A 21,702-nucleotide genomic window follows, 5' to 3' on the forward strand; every position below is an offset into this window, starting at 1 on the left:
CCCCCAGCAGGGACCGGCCGAGCCGCACGATCGCGAGCGACCCRGCCTGGGTGGCCAGGGCGGCCACCCACGCGCACACGACCGCGGCCGGGACCATGAGCACCAGCGGGATCGGGGGATGGTGCAGACCCGTGGTCAGGGCGACCACGGGATAGACCAGGCCGCCGAGCGCGAACCCGGCGAACACCGTCACGACGACGCTCTGGATGGTGAGAAGCAGGCCGGCGACCACGACGTAGGCGACGTGCGCCCACGTGCGGCCGTCGGACAGGACGGCCCACCACGACGCCCACATGCCTTGGCGTCGCGGATAGGTGGGCGTCGAGATCTCGACGCCGAGCTGAGCGCGCAGCCGGGCCCGCTCCAGCCGGGCGAACGGGCGGCAGGCCCACAGGGTGGCCACCAGCATCGGGATGCCGACGAACAGCACGACCAGGCTCAGCGAGAGGGACAGCGCGACCGTCAGCGCGATCGCGGCGACGAGGAGCACGAACGAGCCGACGACGAGCTGCGAGATCCCCCGCCAGGTGGCGACGGAGACGGGGGCCGCGGCCAGCGCGCGGCGGTCCGTGAACGCGGGGGCGACGACGCGCAGGTCGTCGGACACGCTGCTCGGGGGCGTCGGAGAGCTCATGACAGTGACGCTAGGGGGCCGGGGCTCTCACCAGACAGCCTGACCACCCACGAGCCCGGGGTGGGGTTGCCCCTACCCCGGCTGCCCGAGGCGTCGAGCTCGTGAGCTCCGGTCGAGCTCGCCGGTGACGACCGGCGAGCTCGGCTCGGGGTCACGAGCTCGACCGAGGCGCGCCGACGGGCCGGCCCCCGCATGCGAGGACCGGCCCGTCCGTCAGGCGACTAGCCGATGGTGCAGGTGGCGCCGTTCAGGGTGAACGCCGTCGGGTTGGTGTTGGTCCCCGTGTGGGAGCCGTTGAACCCGATGTCGGTGCTCTGACCGGCCCCGAGCGCGCCGTTCCACGCGGCGTTCTTCGCGGTGACCGCCGTGCCGGACTGCGACCAGTCGGCGCTCCAGCCCTGCGTGACCTTCTGGCCGTTGGCGAACGAGAACCCGAGGGTCCAGCCGTTGATCGCCGTCGTACCGGTGTTGGTCACCTTGACGGAGGCCGTGAAGCCCGTGTTCCAGCTGCTCGCGGTGTAGGACACCTTGCAGGAGCTGGTCGACGTCGTGGACTTCGTGGTCACCGAGAGGGCCGACGACGCGGCGGAGATGTTCCCCGCGACGTCCCGTGCCCGGACGGTGTACTGGTACGCCGTCGCCGCCGTGAGGCCGCTGTCGGTGTACGACGCGGTGGTCGGCGAGCCGACCTTCGTCGTGCCCCGGTAGACGTCGTACCCGGCGAGGCCCGAGCCGCCCGTGTCCGTGGACGCGGTCCACGTGAGGGCGACGCTGGTCTCCGTGACGGTCGTCGCGACGAGGCCCGAGGGCACCGAGGGGGCGATCGTGTCCTGCGTGCTGCCGGGCAGGGTCGTCACCGCCAGCGCGCCCGACGCCGCGGAGACGTTCCCCGCCACGTCCTTCGCCCGCACGGTGTACGAGTACGCCGTCGCCGCCGTCAGACCCGTGTCGGAGTACGACGTCGTCGTGGTGGAGCCGACCTTCGTCGTGCCCCGGTAGACGTCGTACCCGGCCAGGCCGGAGCCGCCGGAGTTGTCGGTCGACGCCGCCCAGGACAGCGTGAGGCTGTTCTGGGTGACCGCGCTCGCGGCGAGGCCCGTGGGGACGCTCGGCGCGGTCGTGTCCGACGGCGTGGCCTTCGTCGTGACGGACAGGGCCGACGACGCCGCGGACACGTTGCCCGCCACGTCCTTCGCCCGGACCGTGTACGAGTACGCGGTCGAGGCCGTCAGGCCGGTGTCGGTGAACGACGTGGTGGTCGAGGAGCCGACCTTCGTCGTCCCGCGGTAGACGTCGTACCCGGCCACGCCGGAGCCGCCCGTGTTGTCCGTCGATGCCGTCCACGAGATCGTGGCCGACGTGGCGGTCGTGGTGCCGGCGAGCAGGCCCGTCGGGACGCTCGGGGCCACCGTGTCGACCGGCGGGGGCGTGGTGCCCTCGAACAGCCGCGAGTAGTCACCGAGCGCGGCCGCGATGGCCGTCTGCGCCCAGAACCGGTGGAACGACAGCGTCGGTGCGACGCCCGTGGCCAGGGCGGTCTCGACCTTCGACCACTGCGGGTCGTTCTTGTACCAGGACCGGATGTCGAGGAACGAGACGCCCGGCTTGATGGTGTCGCCGTTGGGCATCTTGCCCGTCCAGCCCGCCGGCACGTAGACGCCGTTGCCGCCCGGGACGTAGGTGTCGTCGAACCGCAGGAAGTCGGCGCGCGTCTCCGGCGTGGTGATGCCGATCGGGTCCTGGTTCGACGCCCAGATGGCGTCGAGCAGCGCCTTGGCCTTGTCGCGCGACGCGGTGTCGCCCGACTTGGCCGCGTAGAAGAGCAGCGCACGGGCGGTGTCGCCGGCGACGCCGACGTCCTGTCCGTAGCTCTTGACCGCGACGGACAGCCCGCTGTTGGCACCCGGCGTGGTCTTGTTCCACGTGTCCGGCTTGCCGGTCCAGGTCAGCTCCGAGGGAACCTTCCAGCTGGCGCCGTCCGTGCTGATGTTCGCGACGACCCAGGGGACCCACTTGTCGAGGATCTTCTTGGCCTGCGCGTTGCCCGACGCGTAGTAGAGCTCCGCGACGCGCTGGACGCCCCACGCCTGCATGCCGAACCACTGGTTCGACGGCGGGTCGTTGTAGACCGGGGCCTCCGTGTACGCCATGCCGTAGAACGTCGGGGTCCCGCTCGGCGGCGTCGCGTAGGCGCCGTCCCAGCTGTTCGTCGCGCCACCGGCGATGCCGCCCTGGGGCGACTGCAGCCACGTGTAGAACTCCAGCTGACGCTCGAGCGACGTCGACCAGTCGGTCTTCGCCGTCGGCGACTTGGGCGTCATCGCCGCGTCGTTCGACAGCACCCAGGCCGTCAGCGGGTTCTGGTAGCCGAAGTGCGCGTGCGACGAGCCGATCCGCCAGGCCCAGCCGGCCGACGAGTCGAGCGCGCCGCCCCAGGCGTAGTACCAGGACAGCAGGTAGTGCTCGCTGCTCCTGCCGGAGCCCGCGGGGCACGAGGGCGACGTGCAGCCGATCGTCTTGAAGTACTTGTCGAACAGGGAGTACCGCAGGTAGTCGCCCATCTTGGCGGCCTTGGCCACCGTGCCGGCGACGTCCGCCTGCTTGCCCTGCGCCGTGGCCCACTGGTTGGCCCAGTAGACGGCCTCGATCGCGCGCGCGTCGGCGTCGGGGGCATTGGTGAACTTCCACTGCTTGGCGTACGACGAGTCCTTGGTGAACAGGTCGAGGAAGCCGTTGGGGCCGCCGTACTTGAACTCCTCGCACGACGGCTGCGGGATGGTCTCCCAGACCGACTCCTGCGGGCCGCGCTGGAAGGTGTTGATGTAGGACGTGCCGGTCGCTGTCGGGCCGAGCTCGCAGCCCGCGCCCGGGGTCGCGCCGAACCCGTACTTGTTGTCGACGTCGGCCAGCCAGTGCATGCCGTAGATGTCCGCGGTGCCGTAGGTGGACTTCAGCTCGGCGCCGATCGGGTCGCTGCCCGACGTCACGCCGCTCTGCAGCTGCGACGGGTAGCTGCTCGGGTGGTTGAACTCCGAGGCGTAGGTGGCCGGGCTGGCCGGGTTGTAGAACGAGTTGGTCGGCTGGTCCGCGGCCGTCGGGATCATGTACTTCTCGAGCGTGTCCCACGCGTGGTTCAGCGGCGCCCAGTCCTGGGTGACCTGGCCGTACAGCGCCTCGAGCCAGACCCAGTAGGAGTACGCCTCGGACGTCGTCTCGTGGCCGTAGTCCGGCGCCTCGACGATCAGGGTCTCGACCGAGTGGTACGGGATGCCCTGCGGGCTGAAGTAGCCGTTGGCGGGGTCCTTGATCTTGTTGTACTGCGCGAGGAACCGCTGCGCGTACTCGCCGGTGGGTGCGGCAGCGGCCTGGGCGGGTGCCGCTGCGGGGACGGCCGCGGCGGCCGGTCCGGCGGCCGTGGCGGACTGCAAGCCGCACACGGCCAGGAGCGACGAGACGCTCAGGGTGGCGACAGCCACCCAGGCGGTTCGCCGTCGGATCGATGAGGACATCTACTCGTACCTTTCTGGCTGTCGGGCACGTCCCCGCGACGCCGCGGGCACGACCCGGCCCCCCGCACGCGGGCGCGTGAAGGCGGTGTCGGAGGTGCACGAAGGAACTGACCGTCGGCGCCCGTGTCGCCCGCAGCTCTGCGGGCTCCCGGGCGTGCGGTGGTCGGGTCGGCAGCCACTGTCGTTCCGCGCACAGGCAGCGTCCAGACTCCTAAACGATTCGATGGGAGCGCGACCACCCGGCTCACGACCAGCGGAACAGCCGCGACGCGACCGGGATGCCGACGAGCGACCAGACGGCCATCACCAGCAGCGCGTGCGTCGGGAACGGCTGCCCGAACCACGCCGCGGCGAGCGCCTCGCTGCCCGCGCCGAGCGGCGTGTAGCCCGCGATCGTCTGCAGCGTGGGCGGCATCAGCGGCAGCGGGAGCCAGACCCCCGCGAAGAAGAGCGACGTGAAGTAGGCGCCCATCCCCCAGCCGGTGGCCGCCGGCGCGGTCGGCGCTCGGGCCGCGATGGGAGCACCCACCGCGAACGCCGACAGCACGGTGGCCAGCAGCGCGAGCAGCAGCACGAGCGGCTCGGCCGGCGGCTCGACGCCGACCACTGTCGCGCCGAGGACATACATCAGCACCGCCGCCACGAGCAGCGCACCCAGGTTGGTGAGCAGCTGGGCCACGAGCACCCGCGACGGCGCGACGGGCGTCGTCGACAGCCGCTTGAGCACGCCGCGCGCCCGGTAGGTGGCGATGGTCGTCGGGAAGGTGGACAGCGCGACGGTGGCGACCGCGAGCGCGAGGACCGTGGGCGTGTACCCGGTGATGCCGTTGACCTGGGACAGGACCGGGTCGGTGGCGTCGAAGGGCTGGTCGGCCCAGGGCATCACGAGCCCGAGGACGGTGACCAGGACGGCCGGGAAGAGGATGGCGAAGAACGCCCCCGAGGGGTCCCGCAGGTACAGCCGGGACTCGACGGCGGTGAGGCGCGTGAGCGCGTGCGTGCTGGACATGACTAGACCTCCAGGGTGGTGGTGAGGGCGACGAACGCGTCCTCGAGCGAGCTCTGCTCGACCCGCAGCTGCTCGGGCCGGATGTCGTGCCGGTCGAGGGCGACGAGCACGTCCTGCACGACGTTCCCCTGGCCGCGGACCTCGATCTCGCCGTCGCGCTGGCTGGCGGTGCCGAACCCGTCGAGGAGCCCCGCCGGCACGGGCGCCGACGGTCGGAAGCGCAGCACCTGCTCCGCGGTCGCCCGCCCCACGAGCTCGGCCGGCGTCCCGGTGGCGACCACGCGGCCGGCGTCGATGAGCGCGATCCGGTCGCAGAGGCGCTCGGCCTCCTCCATCAGGTGCGTGACCAGCACGATCGTCACGCCGCGCGACCGGATCCGCTCGACCACCTCCCACGTGTCCCGGCGGGCGAGCGGGTCCAGCCCGGTGGTGAGCTCGTCGAGGATCGCGATCTGCGGGTTGCCGACGAGCGCGAGCGCGACCGACAACCGCTGCTTCTGACCGCCGGACAGCTGCTCGAACCGTGCGCCGGACCGGTCGGTGAGCCCGAGCTCGTCGAGCAGCGCCGCGGGATCGGCGGGATCGGGATAGAACGACGCGTAGAGGTCGAGCGCCTCCCGCGCGGTGATCTTCGCCTGGAGCTGGCTCTCCTGGAGCTGGAGCCCGACCACCTCGCGCAGCCGGGCGCGGTCACGCACCGGGTCGAGCCCGAGGACGCGGACGCTCCCACCGTCCGGGGCGCGCAGGCCGCCGATGATCTCGACGGTGGTGGTCTTGCCGGCGCCGTTGCGGCCCAGGATCCCGAAGATCTCGCCGGCGCGGACCTCGAGGCTGACGTCGTCGACGGCGACCGTCTCGCCGTAGCGCTTGTGCAGGTGCTCGACCTGGATGACGGACATGGCAGGGCCTCCGAGGGTGTGCGGTGCCGCGGGAGCGGCAGGTCGCCGGTCCCGTCAGGACGTGCGGTTCACGACGTGCGGGTGGGCACGGCGGCGCCGCGCGTGAGGCGGTCGAACACGAGCCCCATCGCGGCCACGAGGACCACGGTCACCACGGTGGCGACCAGCAGGGGCTGCGCGCCGCCGAACCACGTGGCGGTGGAGAACGGGCCCGTGTCCCGGGCGAACAGCGCAGACACGGCGAAGATCGGCCCCGCCGTCAGCGGCAGCGCGAGCGTGCCCCACCACCCGCCGACCCGCTGGTAGGTGAGGCAGACCAGCAGCCCGGACACGTACGCCACGACGAAGGTCAGCGCACTGGCGACGACGAAGTCGAGAGCACCCGTGTCGGCGGCCGAGACGCTGTCGAGGATCCGCCAGTGCCACCCGAGCGCCCCGAAGAGCGCACGCTCGATCAGCAGGAGCGCCCCGAACACGGCCCCGTAGACGAGCCCGGTGACCACGGCCGCGATCAACGCCCCGAGCGACATCGTCCGGCGAGTGAGTCCCGCAGCCACGTGCACCGGGAGGTAGGCGGCCGTGACCCCGATGAACATCGAGAAGGGGAACCACAGGGCGCCCTGCTGGCTGAAGGCGACGATGCTGGTGCTGACCTGGCCCAGCAGGTTGATCACGACGATGGCGAGGCCCACGACGACGATCGCGAGAGCCCAGAACCAGGCGGCGACGTAGAGGTGGACGGTGAGCATCCAGGCGGCCGTCGCGCGGACCGTGCGCCGGGGCGGCGCAGCGGTCAGGTCGATGCTCATCATCGGGCCCCCTCCTTCGTCTCGCGCTCGGTCAGGTGCACGAACAGGTCCTGCAGGGCGACGGGGCCGAGCTCGAGGCCGGCCGCGCGGGCCCGCTCCCGGTCCCCGGGTCGCGTGCGCACCAGGGTCGCCTGCGCGGTGCGGCCCAGCTGCTGGCGGGCGGCGACCTCGCGGTCCACGACGAACGCCGCCACCGACTCGGCCGGCCCGGTCACGGTGAAACCGCTCTGCCGCAGGGTGTCGGCGTCGGCCACCGTGAGCACCGACCCGCGGTCGAGCACGATCACGTCCTCGAGCAGCCGCTCGATCTCGCCGATGAGGTGGCTGGACAGGACGATCGTGCGCGGATGCTCGAGCCAGCCGGCGAGCAGGGCGTCGTAGAACGCGTACCGCGACGGGGCGTCCATGCCGAGGTGGACCTCGTCGAGAAGGGTCAGGGGAGCCCGCGTCGCGACGCCCAGGACGACGCCGAACGCCGACCGCTTGCCGCGCGAGAGCCGGCGCGGCTGCCGGGTCGGGTCGAGCTCGAAGGTGTCGAGCAGCGAGGCCGCGAGGTCCCGGTCGAACTCCGGACGCCGGTTCGCGACGAAGGCCAGCGTCTCCTTCAGGGGCCGGTCGAGGATCACGTCGCCGCTCTCCCGGATCAGGCACGTGCCGGCCAGCACGCGGTCGTTCTCCCACGGGTCCTCACCGTCCACCAGCAGGGTGCCGGACGAGCGGCGTCGGAACGCCGCCATGAGCGACAGCGCCGTCGTCTTGCCCGAGCCGTTGCGCCCCAGCAGGCCCGTGATCACGCCGGGTCGGATGGTGAAGCTCACCGTGTCCAGCGCCGTCGTCGGCCCGTAGCGGGCCGTCAGGTCGCGCAGCTCGACTCCGAAGCCGCTCATCGGTCCCCCTCCTGCATCCGCCGGACGATCTCGTCGACGCCGATGCCCAGCAGGCGCGCCTGCTCGAGCATCGGATCCACGACGTCCGTGAAGAAGCTCGTGCGACGCTCCGCCAGCAGCCGCTCGCGCGCGCCCTCGGCGACGAACATCCCGATCCCCCGCCGCTTGTACAGGACGCCCTCGTCGACGAGCTCGGTGAACGCCTTGGCGGCCGTCGCGGGGTTGATCCGGAAGGTCGTCGCGTACTGCGTGGTGGACATGACCTGCTCCTCCGCCCGGAGCGCGCCGGACAGGACGTCGGCGCGGATCTGGTCCGCGATCTGCACGTACAGGGGGTCACGCCCGTCGAACACCGCGCGGCTCCCTTCGCTGGTTCATTACCCAACCAACTAACCACAGAAGCCGACTCCCCCGCAAGCCCCACCTCCCGCCGCGCCGCTGGCGGCTCCCCGCACTCCGGAGGGTCAGAGCCCTCTGGAGTGCGGACGTTGCAGACCCCACGCAGCGCAACGTCCGCACTCCGGAGGGCCAGAGCCCTCTCGAGTGCGGACGTTGCGGGCGGGGTCAGACGGTGGTGAGGCGCTCGGCGGCGACCAGCTCGGCGATCTGGACCGCGTTCAGCGCGGCGCCCTTGCGCAGGTTGTCGTTGCTGACGAACAGCGCGAGCCCGCGGCCGCCCTCGACGCCCTCGTCCTGGCGCAGGCGGCCGACGAAGGTCGGGTCCTGCCCGGCGGCCACCAGCGGCGTCGGAACTGCCGCGAGCTGCACACCGGGGGCGTCCGCCAGCAGCTCCGTCGCGCGCTCGGGGGTGATCGCGCGCTCGAACTCGGCGTTGATGGACAGCGAGTGGCCGGTGAAGACCGGCACGCGCACGCAGGTGCCCGAGACGAGCAGGCCGGGGATGTCGAGGATCTTGCGCGACTCGTGCCGCAGCTTCTGCTCCTCGTCCGTCTCGAACGACCCGTCGTCGACCAGGTTCCCGGCGAGCGGGATCACGTCGAACGCGATCGGCGCGACGTACTTGACCGGCGCCGGCAGCGAGACGGCGGACCCGTCGTGCACGAGCGCGAGGGTGTCCTGCTCCACGGCGGCGCGGATCTGGCTGTCGAGCTCGTCGGCACCCGCGAGGCCCGAGCCGGAGACGGCCTGGTACGTCGACACGACCAGGCGCTTGAGGCCGGCCTCGTCGTGCAGCACCTTGAGCACCGGCATCGCGGCCATCGTGGTGCAGTTCGGGTTCGCGATGATGCCCTTGACGGCACCGGACAACGCACCCGGGTTGACCTCCGAGACGATGAGCGGGACCTCGGGGTCGCGGCGCCACGCCGACGAGTTGTCGATCACGAGCGCGCCCGCCGCGGCGAACCGCGGGGCGTGCACCTTGGAGGCCGCGCCGCCGGCGGAGAACAGGGCGACGTCGATGCCCGAGAGGTCCTCGGTCTCCACGTCCTCGACGACGACGTCGACGCCCTTCCACGGCAGCGTCGTGCCGGCCGAGCGCGCGGACGCGAAGTAGCGGATGGAGTCGACCGGGAAGGCGCGCTCCTCCAGCAGCCGGCGCATGACGCTGCCGACCTGGCCGGTGGCGCCGACCACCGCGATGTTGAGTCCCATGGTCCTACCGTCCCGTCCCGCCGTACACGACGGCCTCGTCTTCCGTGGAGTCCAGGTCGAACGCCGTGTGCACCGCGCGCACCGCGTCGTCGAGCGAGTCCGCCCGCGTGACCACGGAGATCCGGATCTCCGACGTCGAGATCATCTCGATGTTGATGCCCGCGTCCGACAGCGCGGCGAAGAACCGCGCGGAGACGCCGGGGTGCGACTTCATGCCCGCGCCGATGAGCGAGAGCTTGCCGATGGTGTCGTCGTACTGCAGCGACTGGAAGCCGATGTCGGGCTGGTGCTCGGTCAGCGCCGCCGTGCCCGCCGCGCCGTCCGACGCCGGCAGCGTGAACGAGATGTCCGTCAGACCCGTGGCGGCGACCGACACGTTCTGCACGATCATGTCGATATTGACGCCCGACCCGGCGACCACCTCGAAGATGCGCGCCGCCTTGCCCGGCACGTCCGGGACGCCGACGACCGTGATCTTGGCCTCGCTGCGGTCGTGCGCGACGCCGGCGATGATCGGCTGCTCCACGGTCTCTCCCTCGTCTGCAGGCTGGTCGGTCACCAGCGTGCCCTTGTGTGTGCTGAACGACGAACGCACGTGGATCGGTACCCCGTAGCGCCGGGCGTACTCGACGCAGCGCAGCACGAGCACCTTGGCGCCGCTGGCCGCGAGCTCGAGCATCTCGTCGTAGCTGACCCGGTCGAGCTTGCGCGCGTTCGGCACGATGCGCGGGTCCGCCGTGAACACGCCGTCCACGTCGGTGTAGATCTCGCAGACGTCGGCCTTGAGCGACGCCGCCAGCGCGACGGCCGTGGTGTCCGAGCCACCCCGGCCGAGCGTCGTGACGTCGTTGGTCGACGGGTTGACGCCCTGGAAGCCGGCGACGATGGCCACCGAGCCCCGCGCGACCGTGTCCCGGATGCGGCTGGGTGACACGTCGATGATCCGCGCCTTGCCGTACGCCTCGTCGGTGATCACGCCCGCCTGCTGGCCCGTGAACGACTTCGCGTCGACGCCGAGGTTGTGGATCGCCATGGCCAGCAGCGACATCGAGATCCGCTCGCCCGCGGTCAGCAGGATGTCCATCTCCCGCTGCGGCGGCAGGGGCGTCACCTGACGGGCCAGGTCGATGAGCTCGTCCGTCGTGTCGCCCATCGCGCTGACGACGACCACGACGTCGTGGCCGGCGCGCTTGGCCTCGGCCACCCGCTTCGCGACGCGCTTGATGCTGCTGGCGTCGGCGACGGAGGAACCGCCGTACTTCTGCACGATCAGGGCCACGGGACAGCTCTTTCGCGGGCTCGGGACGGGACCGGGCGAGTGTACGTGGGTGCCCACCAGGTGGGCAGCGAGTTTCAGATGCCGGATCGTGGCTGCTCGCGGAACGCTCCAGGACCGCGGCAGGCGCACCGGACCCGTGCCCACCCCCACGCCGCCGGCCCGCCCGGCGGCCCACAACCAGCGCGCACCACCKCCGCCCGTCCGCGTGCACCCCCGCCCGGTCGTCGACGGCTCCCGTTATCGCCGGTGGCGCCACGCAGATCGGGCGCCGTCGCGTCTAGCGGGCGCCCTCGATGTGGACGGAGCCAGGCGGGCGGCGACGCAACAGGTGGGACGACGCCAGGCCGACGTCGGCCCCGAACGCGGCCGGCTCGATCGGGTCGGATCGAGCCGACCGTGCCCCGCGAGACCTCGCCAGCGCCAGGGTGTGGTCGTGGGGCTCGGGGGACCGTGTCGCTCGGCGTGGTGGGCTCAGTCGTTGCGGAGCTCGCACCGACGTCCGCGATGACGGCCGTCGCCGTGCGCCGGCTCCGGCGTCCGGACGCGCACGCTCGCCGCGGCACGCGCGTGGCCTGAGACCGGCGCTGCCGTGGATGCCCGCCGAGCGTCAGGGCTGCCTGAGCCCGGCTGCGGGCGCGGCTGCCGGGCGTCAGGGCTGCAGCGCGTCGTACTCCGCCTCGGCCGCGACGTCGTCCTCCACGTCGAGGCGCAGGTGCGCGAGCATCGTCTGCAGGGTGCGGAGCACGCTCGACGCGCGCTCGCCCCAGTCGGACAGGTAGGAGAACTGCCACCACCACAGCGCCTCGAGCACGCCGCCGGTCTCGTAGTGCCGCAGGCCCTGGGCCAGCGCGCCGGCGATCGCGACGAGGTCGCCCGAGACGCTCGCGGGCTGCACCTCGACCCCGAGCAGCGGGTCGACCACCTCGACGTACTCGTCGATGCCCTCGAACACGTTGGCGAGGTTGGCCCGCAGCGGCTCGACGTCCGGGTCGGGGCCGACGTCCGGCTCGAACCGCTCGGCCGGCACGACGTCCGTGGTGGCCCCGAGGCGGGCGCCGGCGGCCAGCATGTCGCTCACCGCCAGCAGCAGGAGCGGGAGCGACGCGTCCGGGTTGGCCCCCGACGCCACCTCGGTGATCGTGGTGAGGTAGCTGCGGGCCTCGGTGGCGACGGCGTGCGCGATGTCGCGGAGGTCGGCGTCTGCCGATGTGCTCATCCGTCTCCCCCTACGCGCTGATCCGTCGACGGCCCTCGAAGGCACGGCCCAGCGTGACCTCGTCGGCGTACTCCAGGTCTCCGCCCACCGGCAGACCCGACGCGAGCCGGCTCACCGTCAGGCCCATCGGCACGAGCAGGCGGGCCAGGTAGGTGGCCGTCGCCTCGCCCTCGACGTTCGGGTCCGTCGCCAGGATGACCTCCGTGACCGTGCCGTCGGCCAACCGGGTCATCAGCGGCGCGATCCGCAGGTCGTCCGGACCGACGCCGGCGATCGGGTTGATGGCCCCGCCGAGCACGTGGTACTTGCCGCGGAACTCGCGGGTGCGCTCGATGGCGACGACGTCCTTGGGCTCCTCGACCACGCAGATGGTCAGCGGCGAGCGCCGGGGGTCGCGGCAGATGCGGCACTGCGGCTCCTGCGCGACGTTCCCGCAGATCTCGCAGAAGCGGACGCGCAGCTTGACCTCGGTGAGCGCGTCGGCGAGGCGTCGGACGTCCGCCGGGTCCGCCGACAGCACGTGGAACGCGATGCGCTGGGCGCTCTTGGGACCGACTCCGGGCAGTCGCCCGAGCTCGTCGATCAGGTCCTGGACCGCGCCCTCGTACACGACCGCCAGCCTACGTGGTCGACGGCGCCGGACCGCCTGACGCCGGGCCGTCGGACGCCACCAGCTCGACCTCGAAGCCCTGCGCGTCCTCAAGGTACGCCGCGTAGTGGTCGGGGCCGCCCGCGTACGGGTGCCGGTCCGAGAACAGCAGTGACCAGCCGTGCTCCGGCGCGGCCGCCGCCAGCGCGTCGAGCTCGGCGCGCGTGCCCGCGTGGAACGCGACGTGGTTGAGCCCGGGGCGGAGACGGTCGTGCGGCGTGGGCGCCACGTCGGGCCCGGACTCGAGCACCACGTACGGGCCGCCGGACTGCCCCCAGCTCGCGCCGTCGGGCCAGCGGTCGCGGACGGTGTAGCCGAGCTCGCCCAGCAACCAGCCCCAGCTCGCCTCCGCCGACGCGAGGTCGGCCACCCAGATCTCCAGGTGGTGCAGGCCGCCGCGCGCCGCGTCGGTCACGACCGCCCTGGGTCGGGGTGCACCGACCGCCGTGCGGTCACGACGTGCCGTCGTCCAGCTGCTCGTCGATGACCGTGCCGCCGAGCATCTGCGCGACCAGAGGTGCGCCGATCAGGGTCGACGTGGTGATGTCCGGGTCGTCGGGGGACGGCTCGTCGGGCACTCCGGGGATCACGCGGGCGGCGGACTCGCGGGCGGCCGCCATCCCCCGCTCACGAGCGGTACCCGCGGGCGGGATCGGTGCGTCGAGATCCTGCGGCGGCGGCGCGGCCTCGCCGGGMTCGCCCGGCTCGTCGTCGGGCGGCTCGGCGGCCGGCGGCTCGTCGTCCCACGAGGCCGCGGCCTCCGCGGGGGTGACGGCGCGGGGGTTCGCCCTGTCGTCCGCCGGGGTGCGCGGCGTCGGCGACGACGGAGCCGCCGGTGCCGACGCCTGCTCGGCGAGGATGCCCTCGACCCGGACCTCGAACCCGAGCGTCTCGCGCACGGCCCGTGCCACGACGTCCGCGTGGGCACCGTTGCGGAACGTGGTGGCGAGCGCGGGGTTGTCGAACGCGATCCGCAGCGTGGTCGCGTCGAGCTCGGCCACCTGCGCGTTGCGGGGGTCGATGAGCGCCCAGGTCACGCGGCGCAGGCCCTTGACGGTCTCCAGCACCTCCGGCCAACGGCGGCGGAGCATCTCGGTGTCGGGGCCGCCGGAGGAGCGGGCGGGAGGCGCCGCCGCGGGAGCGACGGGGGCGGGCGCTGCCGCGTCGGCTGCCGGCGCAGGCTCGGCAGCGAGCGCCGGGTCGGCGACCGGGGCMGGGGTGACGCTGGACGCGGGCTCGCCAACGGGCTCCCGCACGGACGCGGGCGCTGCGGCGCGTACGGGGCCGTGGGTGCCCTCGGCCACCGGCCCGGAGGCGGGAGCGCTCGCCCGCGCGGCGGCCGGCTCAGCCCCCGGCGCGGACGTCGGTGCACCTTCCCGCGCGGCGGCGGGCTCAGCCCTTGGCGCTGACGTCGGTGCACTCGCCCGCGCGGCGGCGGGCTCACCCCCCGGCGCGGACGTCGGTGCACTCGCCCGTGCCGGGGCGGGCTCAACCGCCGGCGCGCGCTCGGCTGCACGAGCCGGCGCGTGGCCCGCCGCAGCGGGCTCGGCCGCAGGGGTGGGTGCGTGCGGGGCGTCGTGCGTCGGCACGCGAACGCCGCCGCCGTCCGCCGGGAGGCCGCGCTCGAGCCGGTCGAGCCGCGCCCCGATGCCGGAGCGCGTGTCCTCGGCGGCGGGCAGCAGCAGCCGTGCCATGAGCAGCTCGAGGTGCAGGCGCGGGGAGGTCGCGCCCGTCATCTCGGTGAGCGCGGCGTTGCAGAGGTCGGCCGAGCGCGACAGCTCGGAGGGACCGAGGTGGCGCGCCTGCAGGCGCATGCGGTCCAGCTGGTCGGACGGCACGTCGCGCAGCGCCGCGTCGGCGGCGTCGCCGGACGCGGCGATGACGATGAGGTCCCGCAGCCGCTCGAGCAGGTCCTCGACGAAGCGCCGCGGCTCGTGCCCGGTGGAGATGACCCGCTCGACCACGCGGAAGGCCGAGGCGCCGTCGCGGGCGGCGACCGCCTCGACCAGGTCGTCCAGCAATGAGGCCTGCGTGTACCCGAGCAGGGCGGCGGCGCCCTCGTACGCGAGCTCGCCCCCGCCGGAGCCGGCGATGAGCTGGTCGAGCACCGACAGGGTGTCCCGGACCGACCCGCCGCCCGCGCGGACCACGAGGGGCAGCACGCCCGGGGCCACGGGCACGCCCTCGCTGTCGCAGAGCTGCTGGAGGTACGGCACGAGCACGTCGGGCGGCACCAGCCGGAAGGGGTAGTGGTGCGTGCGGGAGCGGATGGTGCCGATGACCTTGTCCGGCTCGGTCGTCGCGAAGATGAACTTGATGTGCGGCGGGGGCTCCTCGACGATCTTCAGCAGGGCGTTGAAGCCCTGGTTCGAGACCATGTGCGCCTCGTCGAGGATGAAGACCTTGTAGCGGTCGCGCGCGGGCGCGAACGTGGCGCGCTCGCGCAGCTCGCGGGCGTCGTCGACACCGCCGTGGCTGGCCGCGTCGATCTCGACCACGTCCAGGCTGCCCGGCCCCCCGCGCGCCAGCTCGACGCACGAGTCGCACACGTCGCACGGGGTGTCGGTCGGGTGCTCCTCGGTGTTCTGCGCGCAGTTGAGGATGCGGGCGAGGATCCGGGCGGACGTCGTCTTGCCGCAGCCGCGCGGCCCGGAGAAGAGGTACGCGTGGTTCACCTGACCGCTGCGCAGCGCCTGGCGCAGGGGGGCGGTGACGTGGTCCTGACCGATCACCTCGGCGAAGTTCTCCGGCCGGTAGCGGCGGTACAGGGCTGTCGTCACGCCACGAACCCTAGACGCCTCCGCCGACAGACGGAGCCCCACGTCGCGTGCCTCACTCAGTCAGCGCGCACCACCGTGTCCGCCAGCACCGACCGGAGCAACGGCCGCGACGTCTCGGTCGCGCCGAACACCAGCGCGCACCCACCGGTGAGGAACCCGGCGAGCAGCAGCGGCCCTTGCGGCGACTGCACGGCGGTCAGGCCGAACAGGGGGAGGAGCATGACGAGCGCGGTCACCGCGGAGCCGACGGCGACGAACAGCAGCGGCACGAGCACGGCCCGTCGGCGGACGGCGTCGAGCAGCTCGACCGGCGTCCCGGCCAGGTTCTGCAGGGCGATCTCCCGACGAGAGTCGAGCACGGAGGCCGCCTGGGCGATGCCCGCCGACACGGCGGCGAGCAGGAACGCGACCACGAGCGTCACCATCGCGCCGGTGACCAGGTCGTCAAGGAGCATCGCGCCCTGCGGGTCCTGCGAGGTGTCGACCGCGACGAACGTCGGGATGATCGCGAGGACCCCGGCGACGAAGCTCGCGAGCCCGAGACCGCCGACCACGCGCCACGCCGCCTTCGGGTCGTCGAGCAGCCGGCGTGCCGCGAGCAGCTGCGCGGGGGTCGTCGCGGCGCGCAGCTGGATCCTGCCGACCCGACCGAGCACCCACGGCCCGATGGCGTTGAGCGTCGCGAAACCGAGCGCCAGCGCGCCGACGAGAGCGCCGACCGCGGCGGCCCCCAGGGCGCCCGAGGCGGCGCTGAGCGCCATGAACAGCCCGATCCCGACCACCGTGACGACGACCCGCAGCCAGGTCATCCGCTTCGGGGTCTCCCGCCGCGCCACGCCGAGCGGCGAGACGGTGACGCGCCGCAGCGAGACCGCCCCGGAGATCGCCGCGAGCACCGGCACCGCGACCAGGGCGGCCGCGAGCCCCTGCCACCCCACCCAGAGCTCGGCGACGGAGAAGGTGGTGCCCTGGAACGGCAGCAGCGAGACGATCGGCAGCAGGAGTCCGTAGAGGACGATCCCGAGCACGGCGCCGACGAACCCCTGCCAGGCCGTCTCGGCGACGGTCAGTGCGACCACCTCGCGGGGCGTGGCGCCCAGCAGCCGCAGGGTCGCCAGCCGGGCGTCGCGGCGGGCCACCCCGAGCCGCGCGGCCGCCCCGCCGAGCGTGACCAGCGGGACCACCAGCAGCACGACGGCGAACCACGCCAGCGTCATGTAGAGGCTCCGGATGTCGGTCTGGTCGTCCCCGACCGGCAGCGTCGAGCGGCCGGAGAAGCCCAGCAGGCCGCCGACGACGCTGAGCGTCAGGCCGGTCACCACGGCGAAGGCCGTGATCGCCAGGCCCGTGGTGATGCGCGAGTCGCGCCCGCCGGCACGCTGGAACCGGGGCGCGAGGGCGACGACCGCGTTCACCGGGCCACCTCGGCGGAGGCGGGCGCGCCGACGACGAGCCCGTCGCGCACCTCGATGCGGCGGTCGCACCACGCGGCCACCTGGGCGTCGTGGGTGACGACGACGAGGGACGCCCCCGCCGCTTTCGTCGTGTGCGTGAGCACCTGCATGACGTCGTGCCCGGTGGCCTGGTCGAGCGCGCCGGTGGGCTCGTCGGCGAACACGACTGCCGGCCCGGTGATGAGGGCGCGCGCGACGGCCACCCGCTGCGCCTGCCCGCCGGACAGCTCCCCCGGCCGACGCCCCTCCATGCCGGCCAGCCCGAGCGAGCCGAGCCACTGCGTGGCCAGTGCCGTCGCGTCGCGCCGGGACGTGCCCAGCAGCATCGCTGGCAGGGCGACGTTCTCGACGGCCGGCAGCTCCGAGAGCAGCTGGCCGAACTGGAACACGAACCCGTAGTGCCGGCGCCGGAGCAGCGAGCGCTCGCGGTCGGACAGGCGACCGACCTCCCGCCCGTCGAGCGCGACCGTGCCGGCGTCGGGCAAGAGGATGCCGGCCAGGCAGTGCAGCAGGGTCGACTTGCCGGACCCCGACGGGCCCATCACGGCGAGCGACTCGCCCGCCGCGAGGTCGACGTCGACGCCGGCGAGGGCGGTCGTCGGCCCGAAGGACTTCACGAGGCCGCGGGCGGAGAGGCGGGACGAGGCTGTGGTCATGGCCTCAGCCTGAACCCGCCGGCCACCAGGACGCGTCGGCCCGCAGGCTGCTTCCCGTCGCCCGGTCGTGCGCCCGCAGGCGGACCCGGGTCCGCCCACCGTGGGACACGACCGCTCAGACCACGAGCGCCACGCCCGCGAGCACGACGACCCCTGCGCCGGCCATCGAGACCCAGCGACGGGCCTGCGGCGGGACGCGGACGCCGAGCGCCCCGCTGCCCACCGCGAGCAGGAGCTGCCAGGCGAGCGAGGCCAGCCCGACGCCGACGACGAACGCCGGTACGGACCCGGCTCCCCCCACCTGCGCGGCCAGCCCGACGGCGATCGTCGTGAACGTGACCGCCGTGAGCGGGTTGACGGCCGTGAGCCCGACGAACCGCAGGTAGGCGCGCGACGCCGACGCCGCGACCGTGCCCGTGGGGGCGAGGTCTCCGGACGTCCTGGCGGCGGTGACGACCCCGACCGCGCCGACGGCGATGAGCACCCCGGCACTGACCCACCGGACGAGCGCCGCATGCTGCCCGAGCACCCGGCTCACGGGCGCGCCCACCGCCACGGCGAGGACCGCGTAGGCCAGGTCGACGGTCGCGACGCCGCACGCGGCGCCGATCGCGACCCGGACGCCGTCCACCAGCCCGGTGCGCAGGAGGAGCACGCCGACCGGCCCGACCGGCATCGCGACGGACAGGCCCGCGAGCACCCCGAGGAGGAAGGCCGTGGTCACGCGAGCAAGGCTCCGGGATGCCCGCCGATCGGTCACGGTCATACTGCGGAATCCGAAGGCGAACTGCGATCATCGACGCATGGACGCCATCGACGACGCAATCCTCCGCGAGCTGACCATGGATGCGCGGTTGCCGTACAGCGAGCTGGGCGCCCGTGTCGGCCTGAGCCCGAACGCCGCGGCCAACCGCGTCGGCCGCCTCGTCGCCGACGGGACGATCCGCGCGTTCACCATCGTCCGCGGGGGTGGCGCGGCGACGCCGGGCCCGGGCCTGGAGGTGTTCGTCGAGGTGCGGCTCGCCGACGGCACGACCAACGAGGACTTCACGGAGGCGCTAGCGCGACGGGGCTTCCCGCAGGTCCTCGACGCGGTCCACGTGACCGGCTCGTACGACTACCTGCTGCACGCCGTGGTCACCGACCCGGCGGCACTGGACCTCTTCGTCCGGCGGCTGAAGCGCGAGGCGGGGGTGGCGCAGACGTTCACCCGCCTCGCGATGCGGGCATGAAAGGACCCCCCGCACACCCGCCAGAGCTCACCTGCCCTTGCTGCCTTCCGGCCCTGGGGGAGTTCAGCGAGATGACGCCGCACGAGGGGTCTGCCGGAAATCCTAACCCGAACAGTCGGTGCCGCTGACCGCGTCGGCCAGTCGTCCGACGGGCGCGAGACGTGACCGTCACCTGCCGGTGACTTCCCCGACTCACGCGGCGACGCCTTTGGTTGCAGACTGCCCCCATGGCGACTGATGGGGTTCCCGGGGATGCCGCGGTGGCGCAGGAGCAGGCGGACGCCCACTACGACTACGACCTCATGGTGGTCGGTTCGGGCCCGGGCGGCCAGAAGGCGGCGATCGCGGCCGCCAAGCTGGGCCACAAGGTGGCCATCATCGAGCGGCGGCACATGATGGGCGGCGTCTCGACGAACACCGGGACGATCCCGAGCAAGACCCTGCGCGAGGCGGTCATGTACCTCACGGGCATGGCGCAGCGCGAGGTGTACGGCGCGAGCTACCGCGTGAAGTCGGACATCACGATGGAGGACCTGTTCGCCCGCACGCAGCACGTCATCGGTCGGGAGCACGAGGTGATCCGCGCCCAGCTGCTGCGCAACCACGTGGACATCCTCAACGGCACCGGGTCGTTCGTGGACGCCCACACGGTCGCCGTGCTCGAGGACGACGGCGTCCGCCGCACCCAGTTCACCGCGCGGTTCGTCGTGATCGCCACCGGCAGCAAGCCCCACCGGCCCAGCACGGTCCAGTTCGACGAGCGGACGGTCCTCGACTCGGACGGCCTGCTCGCACTAGAGAAGGTGCCGAACTCGATGGTCGTGGTCGGCGCCGGGATCATCGGCATCGAGTACGCCTCGATGTTCGCGGCCCTCGGCACGCGGGTCACGGTCATCGACAAGCGGCCCGCGATGCTCGAGATGTGCGACCCCGAGGTGGCCGAGTCGCTGAAGTTCCACCTGCGCGACCTGTCGGTCTCGTTCCGGTTCGGCGAGGAGGTCGCGGGCGTCGACAGCAACACGCACGGCACCGTGACCCGCCTGGCCTCGGGCAAGCGCATCGCCGCCGACACCGTCATGTACTCGGCCGGCCGGCAGGGCCAGACGGACGCCCTGAACCTGGCGGCGGCCGGGCTGTCCGCGGACTCGCGCGGGCGGATCGCCGTCGATGCGGAGTACCGGACCGAGGTGCCCTCGATCTTCGCCGTCGGCGACGTCATCGGGTTCCCCGCCCTGGCGGCGACGAGCATGGACCAGGGCCGCCTGGCGGCGTACCACGCGTTCGGGGAGCCGGCCCGCGAGCTGCAGTCCGTGCAGCCCATCGGCATCTACACGATCCCCGAGATCTCGTACTGCGGCCGCACCGAGGAGGAGCTCACCGGCGAGGCGGTGCCCTACGAGGTCGGTGTCGCCCGCTACCGCGAGCTGGCGCGCGGGCAGATCGTCGGCGACTCCTACGGCATGCTCAAGCTGCTGGTCCACACCGAGACGCGTGAGCTGCTCGGCGTCCACATCTTCGGGACGTCCGCCACCGACCTCGTGCACATCGGCCAGGCGATCATGGCGTGCGGCGGCACCGTCGACTACCTCGTCGACACCGTCCTCAACTACCCGACGCTCTCCGAGGCCTACAAGGTGGCGGCGCTCGACGCGACGAACAAGATCCGGCAGGTCGACCGCTTCAGCAGCTGAGGCTCCAGTCGGCTCTCTCCATCGACTGGTCAGCCGTGGGCGGCCACGGCGATGGCCACTGCGGCCACCATCGCCTCGGCGATCTCGGGTGTCGCCGCCGCCAGGATCGAGTCGGACTCCAGCGACCACGGCTCCCCGCGGGCATCGACCACGACCCCGCCGGCCTCCCGGACCAGCACCACGCCCGCCACCACGTCCCAGGCGGCGTTCCCGAACGCGAGCGAGGCCGACGTGCGGCCGGTGGCGACCCACGCCAGCTCGGTGGCCGAGGTCCCGACGACCCGCACCTTGCCGACCGTCGCAGCCACCTCCCGCAGCGCGCGGGCCCGGACGTCGAGCGGCCACGGCGCCACGGAGGTCCACGACAGGTCCCCGACCGTCACGGTGAGCGAGTCGAGCGGACCGCCGACGGCCGTCACCCGGACGTCGCCGTCGTCCGTCCGGCGCCATGCCCCTGCCCCCCGCGCGGCCCACACGATCTCGCCCGTGGTGACGTCCGCGGTGACGCCGACCACGGGTTCACCGTCCGCGAGCCGGGCCAGCGTGCAGGCGACCAGAGGCAGGCCGGCGACGAAGTTGGCGGTCCCGTCGATGGGGTCGACCACCCAGCGGTCCGGCGCCGACTCCCGCGGCGACCCCTCCTCGCCCTGGACCGGCAGCGCCGACCCGTGCCGCAGCGTGCGGACGACCGCGTCCTCCGTCGCCAGGTCGACGGCGGTGACCAGGTCGTTCGGGCCCTTGAGCCGCAGGATCGCGCGGTCGTCGGTCCCTCGTACGACCGCGAGGCCGGCCTCGACGGCGCGGAGGGCGAGGTCGACGTCGGGCTGGAGGTGCTGGGCGATGAGGGTCGTCATGGGCGCATCATCACCCTCGCGTGCGACGCCCGGGTGAACGCGTTCCGGTCAGCCGGTGGCCGTCGTCCCCTCGTAGAGGCCGAGCTGGTTGCCCTCGGAGTCCTCGAACACCGCCCACCAGCTGGTCGGGGAGATCTCCGTCTTCTCCAGGACGGTGCGGCCGCCGAGCTCGTTCGCCCGCCGGAGCGCGTCCTCGATGGAGTCCACCTCGACATAGCTGCGCGGCACCTGCAGATTGCCCGCCCGTGCGCTGAGGCCTCCGCCGCTGATGCCGTTCGGGGCGGCCCACATCGGGTACCCCTCGTACCCGGGCGACTCCTTGATGTCCCAGCCGAACAGCTCCGCGTAGAACGCCGTCGCGCGCTGGAGGTCGTCCGCCGGGATGTCGATGTGCGTGATGTCGCCGTGCGCCATGGCCTCGCTCCTCGCACTCCTGCAGGGCCCTCGGGTTGGCGGGCCCGGAACCCGACAAGCCTAGGACCGGCCCGACGAGGACGACAGCCCGCTCGAGCCGTCGTCCTCGCCGTCCC

Annotated in this window: 20 protein-coding genes and 1 other RNA gene; 2 read left to right on the forward strand and 19 right to left on the reverse strand. The window is 73.1% G+C overall.

Annotation, left to right across the window (positions count from 1 at the left end):
* From AC1DQC_RS04800 to AC1DQC_RS04875, 16 genes are all read right to left on the reverse strand, one after another.
* A partial coding sequence (locus tag AC1DQC_RS04800) for a sensor domain-containing protein (protein ID WP_477050079.1) occupies nucleotides 1-634 on the reverse strand: 634 nt, incomplete at its 3' end.
* A 221-nt stretch (nucleotides 635-855) separates the two neighbouring features.
* Entirely contained in the window at nucleotides 856-4,143 is a 3,288-nt protein-coding gene (locus tag AC1DQC_RS04805; protein ID WP_477050080.1) for a glycoside hydrolase family 48 protein, read from the reverse strand.
* 244 nt (nucleotides 4,144-4,387) lie between these two features.
* Nucleotides 4,388-5,152, reverse strand: a complete 765-nt coding sequence (locus AC1DQC_RS04810; protein ID WP_477050081.1) for an ABC transporter permease — start codon at nucleotides 5,150-5,152, stop codon at nucleotides 4,388-4,390.
* A 2-nt stretch (nucleotides 5,153-5,154) separates the two neighbouring features.
* Nucleotides 5,155-6,051 (reverse strand): ABC transporter ATP-binding protein, encoded by an 897-nt coding sequence (locus AC1DQC_RS04815; RefSeq protein WP_477050082.1) that lies wholly within the window; start codon nucleotides 6,049-6,051, stop codon nucleotides 5,155-5,157.
* 68 nt (nucleotides 6,052-6,119) lie between these two features.
* Complete coding sequence (locus AC1DQC_RS04820; protein WP_477050083.1) at nucleotides 6,120-6,860, reverse strand: hypothetical protein; 741 nt, start codon at nucleotides 6,858-6,860, stop codon at nucleotides 6,120-6,122.
* A complete protein-coding gene (locus tag AC1DQC_RS04825) occupies nucleotides 6,860-7,747 on the reverse strand; it encodes an ATP-binding cassette domain-containing protein (protein WP_477050084.1) in 888 nt (295 codons plus the stop codon). The genes AC1DQC_RS04820 and AC1DQC_RS04825 overlap by 1 nt, the downstream gene beginning before the upstream one ends.
* Entirely contained in the window at nucleotides 7,744-8,100 is a 357-nt protein-coding gene (locus AC1DQC_RS04830; RefSeq protein WP_477050085.1) for a GntR family transcriptional regulator, read from the reverse strand. The genes AC1DQC_RS04825 and AC1DQC_RS04830 overlap by 4 nt, the downstream gene beginning before the upstream one ends.
* A gap of 211 nt (nucleotides 8,101-8,311) precedes the next feature.
* Complete coding sequence (locus AC1DQC_RS04835) at nucleotides 8,312-9,361, reverse strand: aspartate-semialdehyde dehydrogenase (RefSeq protein ID WP_477050086.1); 1,050 nt, start codon at nucleotides 9,359-9,361, stop codon at nucleotides 8,312-8,314.
* Nucleotides 9,362-9,365: 4 nt separating this feature from the next.
* A complete protein-coding gene (locus AC1DQC_RS04840) occupies nucleotides 9,366-10,640 on the reverse strand; it encodes an aspartate kinase (RefSeq protein ID WP_477050087.1) in 1,275 nt (424 codons plus the stop codon).
* A 649-nt stretch (nucleotides 10,641-11,289) separates the two neighbouring features.
* Nucleotides 11,290-11,856, reverse strand: coding sequence for a DUF5063 domain-containing protein (locus tag AC1DQC_RS04845; RefSeq protein WP_477050088.1), 567 nt, complete (start codon nucleotides 11,854-11,856; stop codon nucleotides 11,290-11,292).
* A 10-nt stretch (nucleotides 11,857-11,866) separates the two neighbouring features.
* Complete coding sequence (recR, locus tag AC1DQC_RS04850; protein ID WP_477050089.1) at nucleotides 11,867-12,466, reverse strand: recombination mediator RecR; 600 nt, start codon at nucleotides 12,464-12,466, stop codon at nucleotides 11,867-11,869.
* Between the two features lie 10 nt (nucleotides 12,467-12,476).
* Nucleotides 12,477-12,920 (reverse strand): VOC family protein, encoded by a 444-nt coding sequence (locus AC1DQC_RS04855; protein WP_477050090.1) that lies wholly within the window; start codon nucleotides 12,918-12,920, stop codon nucleotides 12,477-12,479.
* Between the two features lie 37 nt (nucleotides 12,921-12,957).
* On the reverse strand, nucleotides 12,958-15,285 hold the full coding sequence (locus AC1DQC_RS04860; protein ID WP_477050091.1) for a DNA polymerase III subunit gamma and tau: 2,328 nt from the start codon (nucleotides 15,283-15,285) through the stop codon (nucleotides 12,958-12,960).
* Between the two features lie 56 nt (nucleotides 15,286-15,341).
* Nucleotides 15,342-16,700 (reverse strand): FtsX-like permease family protein, encoded by a 1,359-nt coding sequence (locus AC1DQC_RS04865; protein WP_477050092.1) that lies wholly within the window; start codon nucleotides 16,698-16,700, stop codon nucleotides 15,342-15,344.
* Complete coding sequence (locus AC1DQC_RS04870; RefSeq protein WP_477050093.1) at nucleotides 16,697-17,395, reverse strand: ABC transporter ATP-binding protein; 699 nt, start codon at nucleotides 17,393-17,395, stop codon at nucleotides 16,697-16,699. Before AC1DQC_RS04870 ends, AC1DQC_RS04865 begins: the two co-directional genes overlap by 4 nt.
* 115 nt (nucleotides 17,396-17,510) lie before the next feature.
* Entirely contained in the window at nucleotides 17,511-18,119 is a 609-nt protein-coding gene (locus tag AC1DQC_RS04875; protein WP_477050094.1) for a LysE family transporter, read from the reverse strand.
* 79 nt (nucleotides 18,120-18,198) lie between these two features.
* On the opposite strand from AC1DQC_RS04875, the gene AC1DQC_RS04880 reads away from it, so the two are divergent.
* Nucleotides 18,199-18,627: an Lrp/AsnC family transcriptional regulator gene (locus tag AC1DQC_RS04880; protein WP_477050095.1), complete on the forward strand. Its 429-nt coding sequence runs from the start codon at nucleotides 18,199-18,201 to the stop codon at nucleotides 18,625-18,627.
* Here the strand turns inward: AC1DQC_RS04880 and ffs are convergent.
* An RNA gene (gene ffs, locus AC1DQC_RS04885) (signal recognition particle sRNA small type) lies at nucleotides 18,625-18,721 on the reverse strand. The genes AC1DQC_RS04880 and ffs overlap by 3 nt on opposite strands.
* A gap of 133 nt (nucleotides 18,722-18,854) precedes the next feature.
* On the opposite strand from ffs, the gene sthA reads away from it, so the two are divergent.
* The gene (gene sthA / locus AC1DQC_RS04890; protein ID WP_477050096.1) at nucleotides 18,855-20,318 is read left to right on the forward strand and encodes a Si-specific NAD(P)(+) transhydrogenase; all 1,464 of its coding nucleotides are present in this window, start codon (nucleotides 18,855-18,857) and stop codon (nucleotides 20,316-20,318) included.
* 29 nt (nucleotides 20,319-20,347) lie between these two features.
* Here the strand turns inward: sthA and AC1DQC_RS04895 are convergent, their stop codons facing one another.
* Entirely contained in the window at nucleotides 20,348-21,172 is an 825-nt protein-coding gene (locus AC1DQC_RS04895) for an inositol monophosphatase family protein (RefSeq protein WP_477050097.1), read from the reverse strand.
* Between the two features lie 48 nt (nucleotides 21,173-21,220).
* Entirely contained in the window at nucleotides 21,221-21,586 is a 366-nt protein-coding gene (locus tag AC1DQC_RS04900; protein WP_477050098.1) for a VOC family protein, read from the reverse strand.
* Between the last annotated feature and the right edge of the window lie 116 nt (nucleotides 21,587-21,702).

It is taken from the genome of Cellulomonas sp. P4_H12 (assembly GCF_056400905.1).

Excerpts from the sequence above, each read along its gene's own strand:
- AC1DQC_RS04835 (WP_477050086.1), bottom strand. The coding sequence starts at position 9,361 with ATGGGACTCAACATCGCGGTGGTCGGCGCCACCGGCCAGGTCGGCAGC.
- sthA (WP_477050096.1), top strand. The coding sequence starts at position 18,855 with ATGGCGACTGATGGGGTTCCCGGGGATGCCGCGGTGGCGCAGGAGCAG.
- AC1DQC_RS04820 (WP_477050083.1), bottom strand. The coding sequence starts at position 6,860 with ATGAGCATCGACCTGACCGCTGCGCCGCCCCGGCGCACGGTCCGCGCG.
- AC1DQC_RS04815 (WP_477050082.1), bottom strand. The coding sequence starts at position 6,051 with ATGTCCGTCATCCAGGTCGAGCACCTGCACAAGCGCTACGGCGAGACG.
- AC1DQC_RS04870 (WP_477050093.1), bottom strand. The coding sequence starts at position 17,395 with ATGACCACAGCCTCGTCCCGCCTCTCCGCCCGCGGCCTCGTGAAGTCC.
- AC1DQC_RS04845 (WP_477050088.1), bottom strand. The coding sequence starts at position 11,856 with ATGAGCACATCGGCAGACGCCGACCTCCGCGACATCGCGCACGCCGTC.
- AC1DQC_RS04880 (WP_477050095.1), top strand. The coding sequence starts at position 18,199 with ATGGACGCCATCGACGACGCAATCCTCCGCGAGCTGACCATGGATGCG.
- AC1DQC_RS04825 (WP_477050084.1), bottom strand. The coding sequence starts at position 7,747 with ATGAGCGGCTTCGGAGTCGAGCTGCGCGACCTGACGGCCCGCTACGGG.
- AC1DQC_RS04805 (WP_477050080.1), bottom strand. The coding sequence starts at position 4,143 with ATGTCCTCATCGATCCGACGGCGAACCGCCTGGGTGGCTGTCGCCACC.
- AC1DQC_RS04895 (WP_477050097.1), bottom strand. The coding sequence starts at position 21,172 with ATGACGACCCTCATCGCCCAGCACCTCCAGCCCGACGTCGACCTCGCC.
- AC1DQC_RS04810 (WP_477050081.1), bottom strand. The coding sequence starts at position 5,152 with ATGTCCAGCACGCACGCGCTCACGCGCCTCACCGCCGTCGAGTCCCGG.
- AC1DQC_RS04900 (WP_477050098.1), bottom strand. The coding sequence starts at position 21,586 with ATGGCGCACGGCGACATCACGCACATCGACATCCCGGCGGACGACCTC.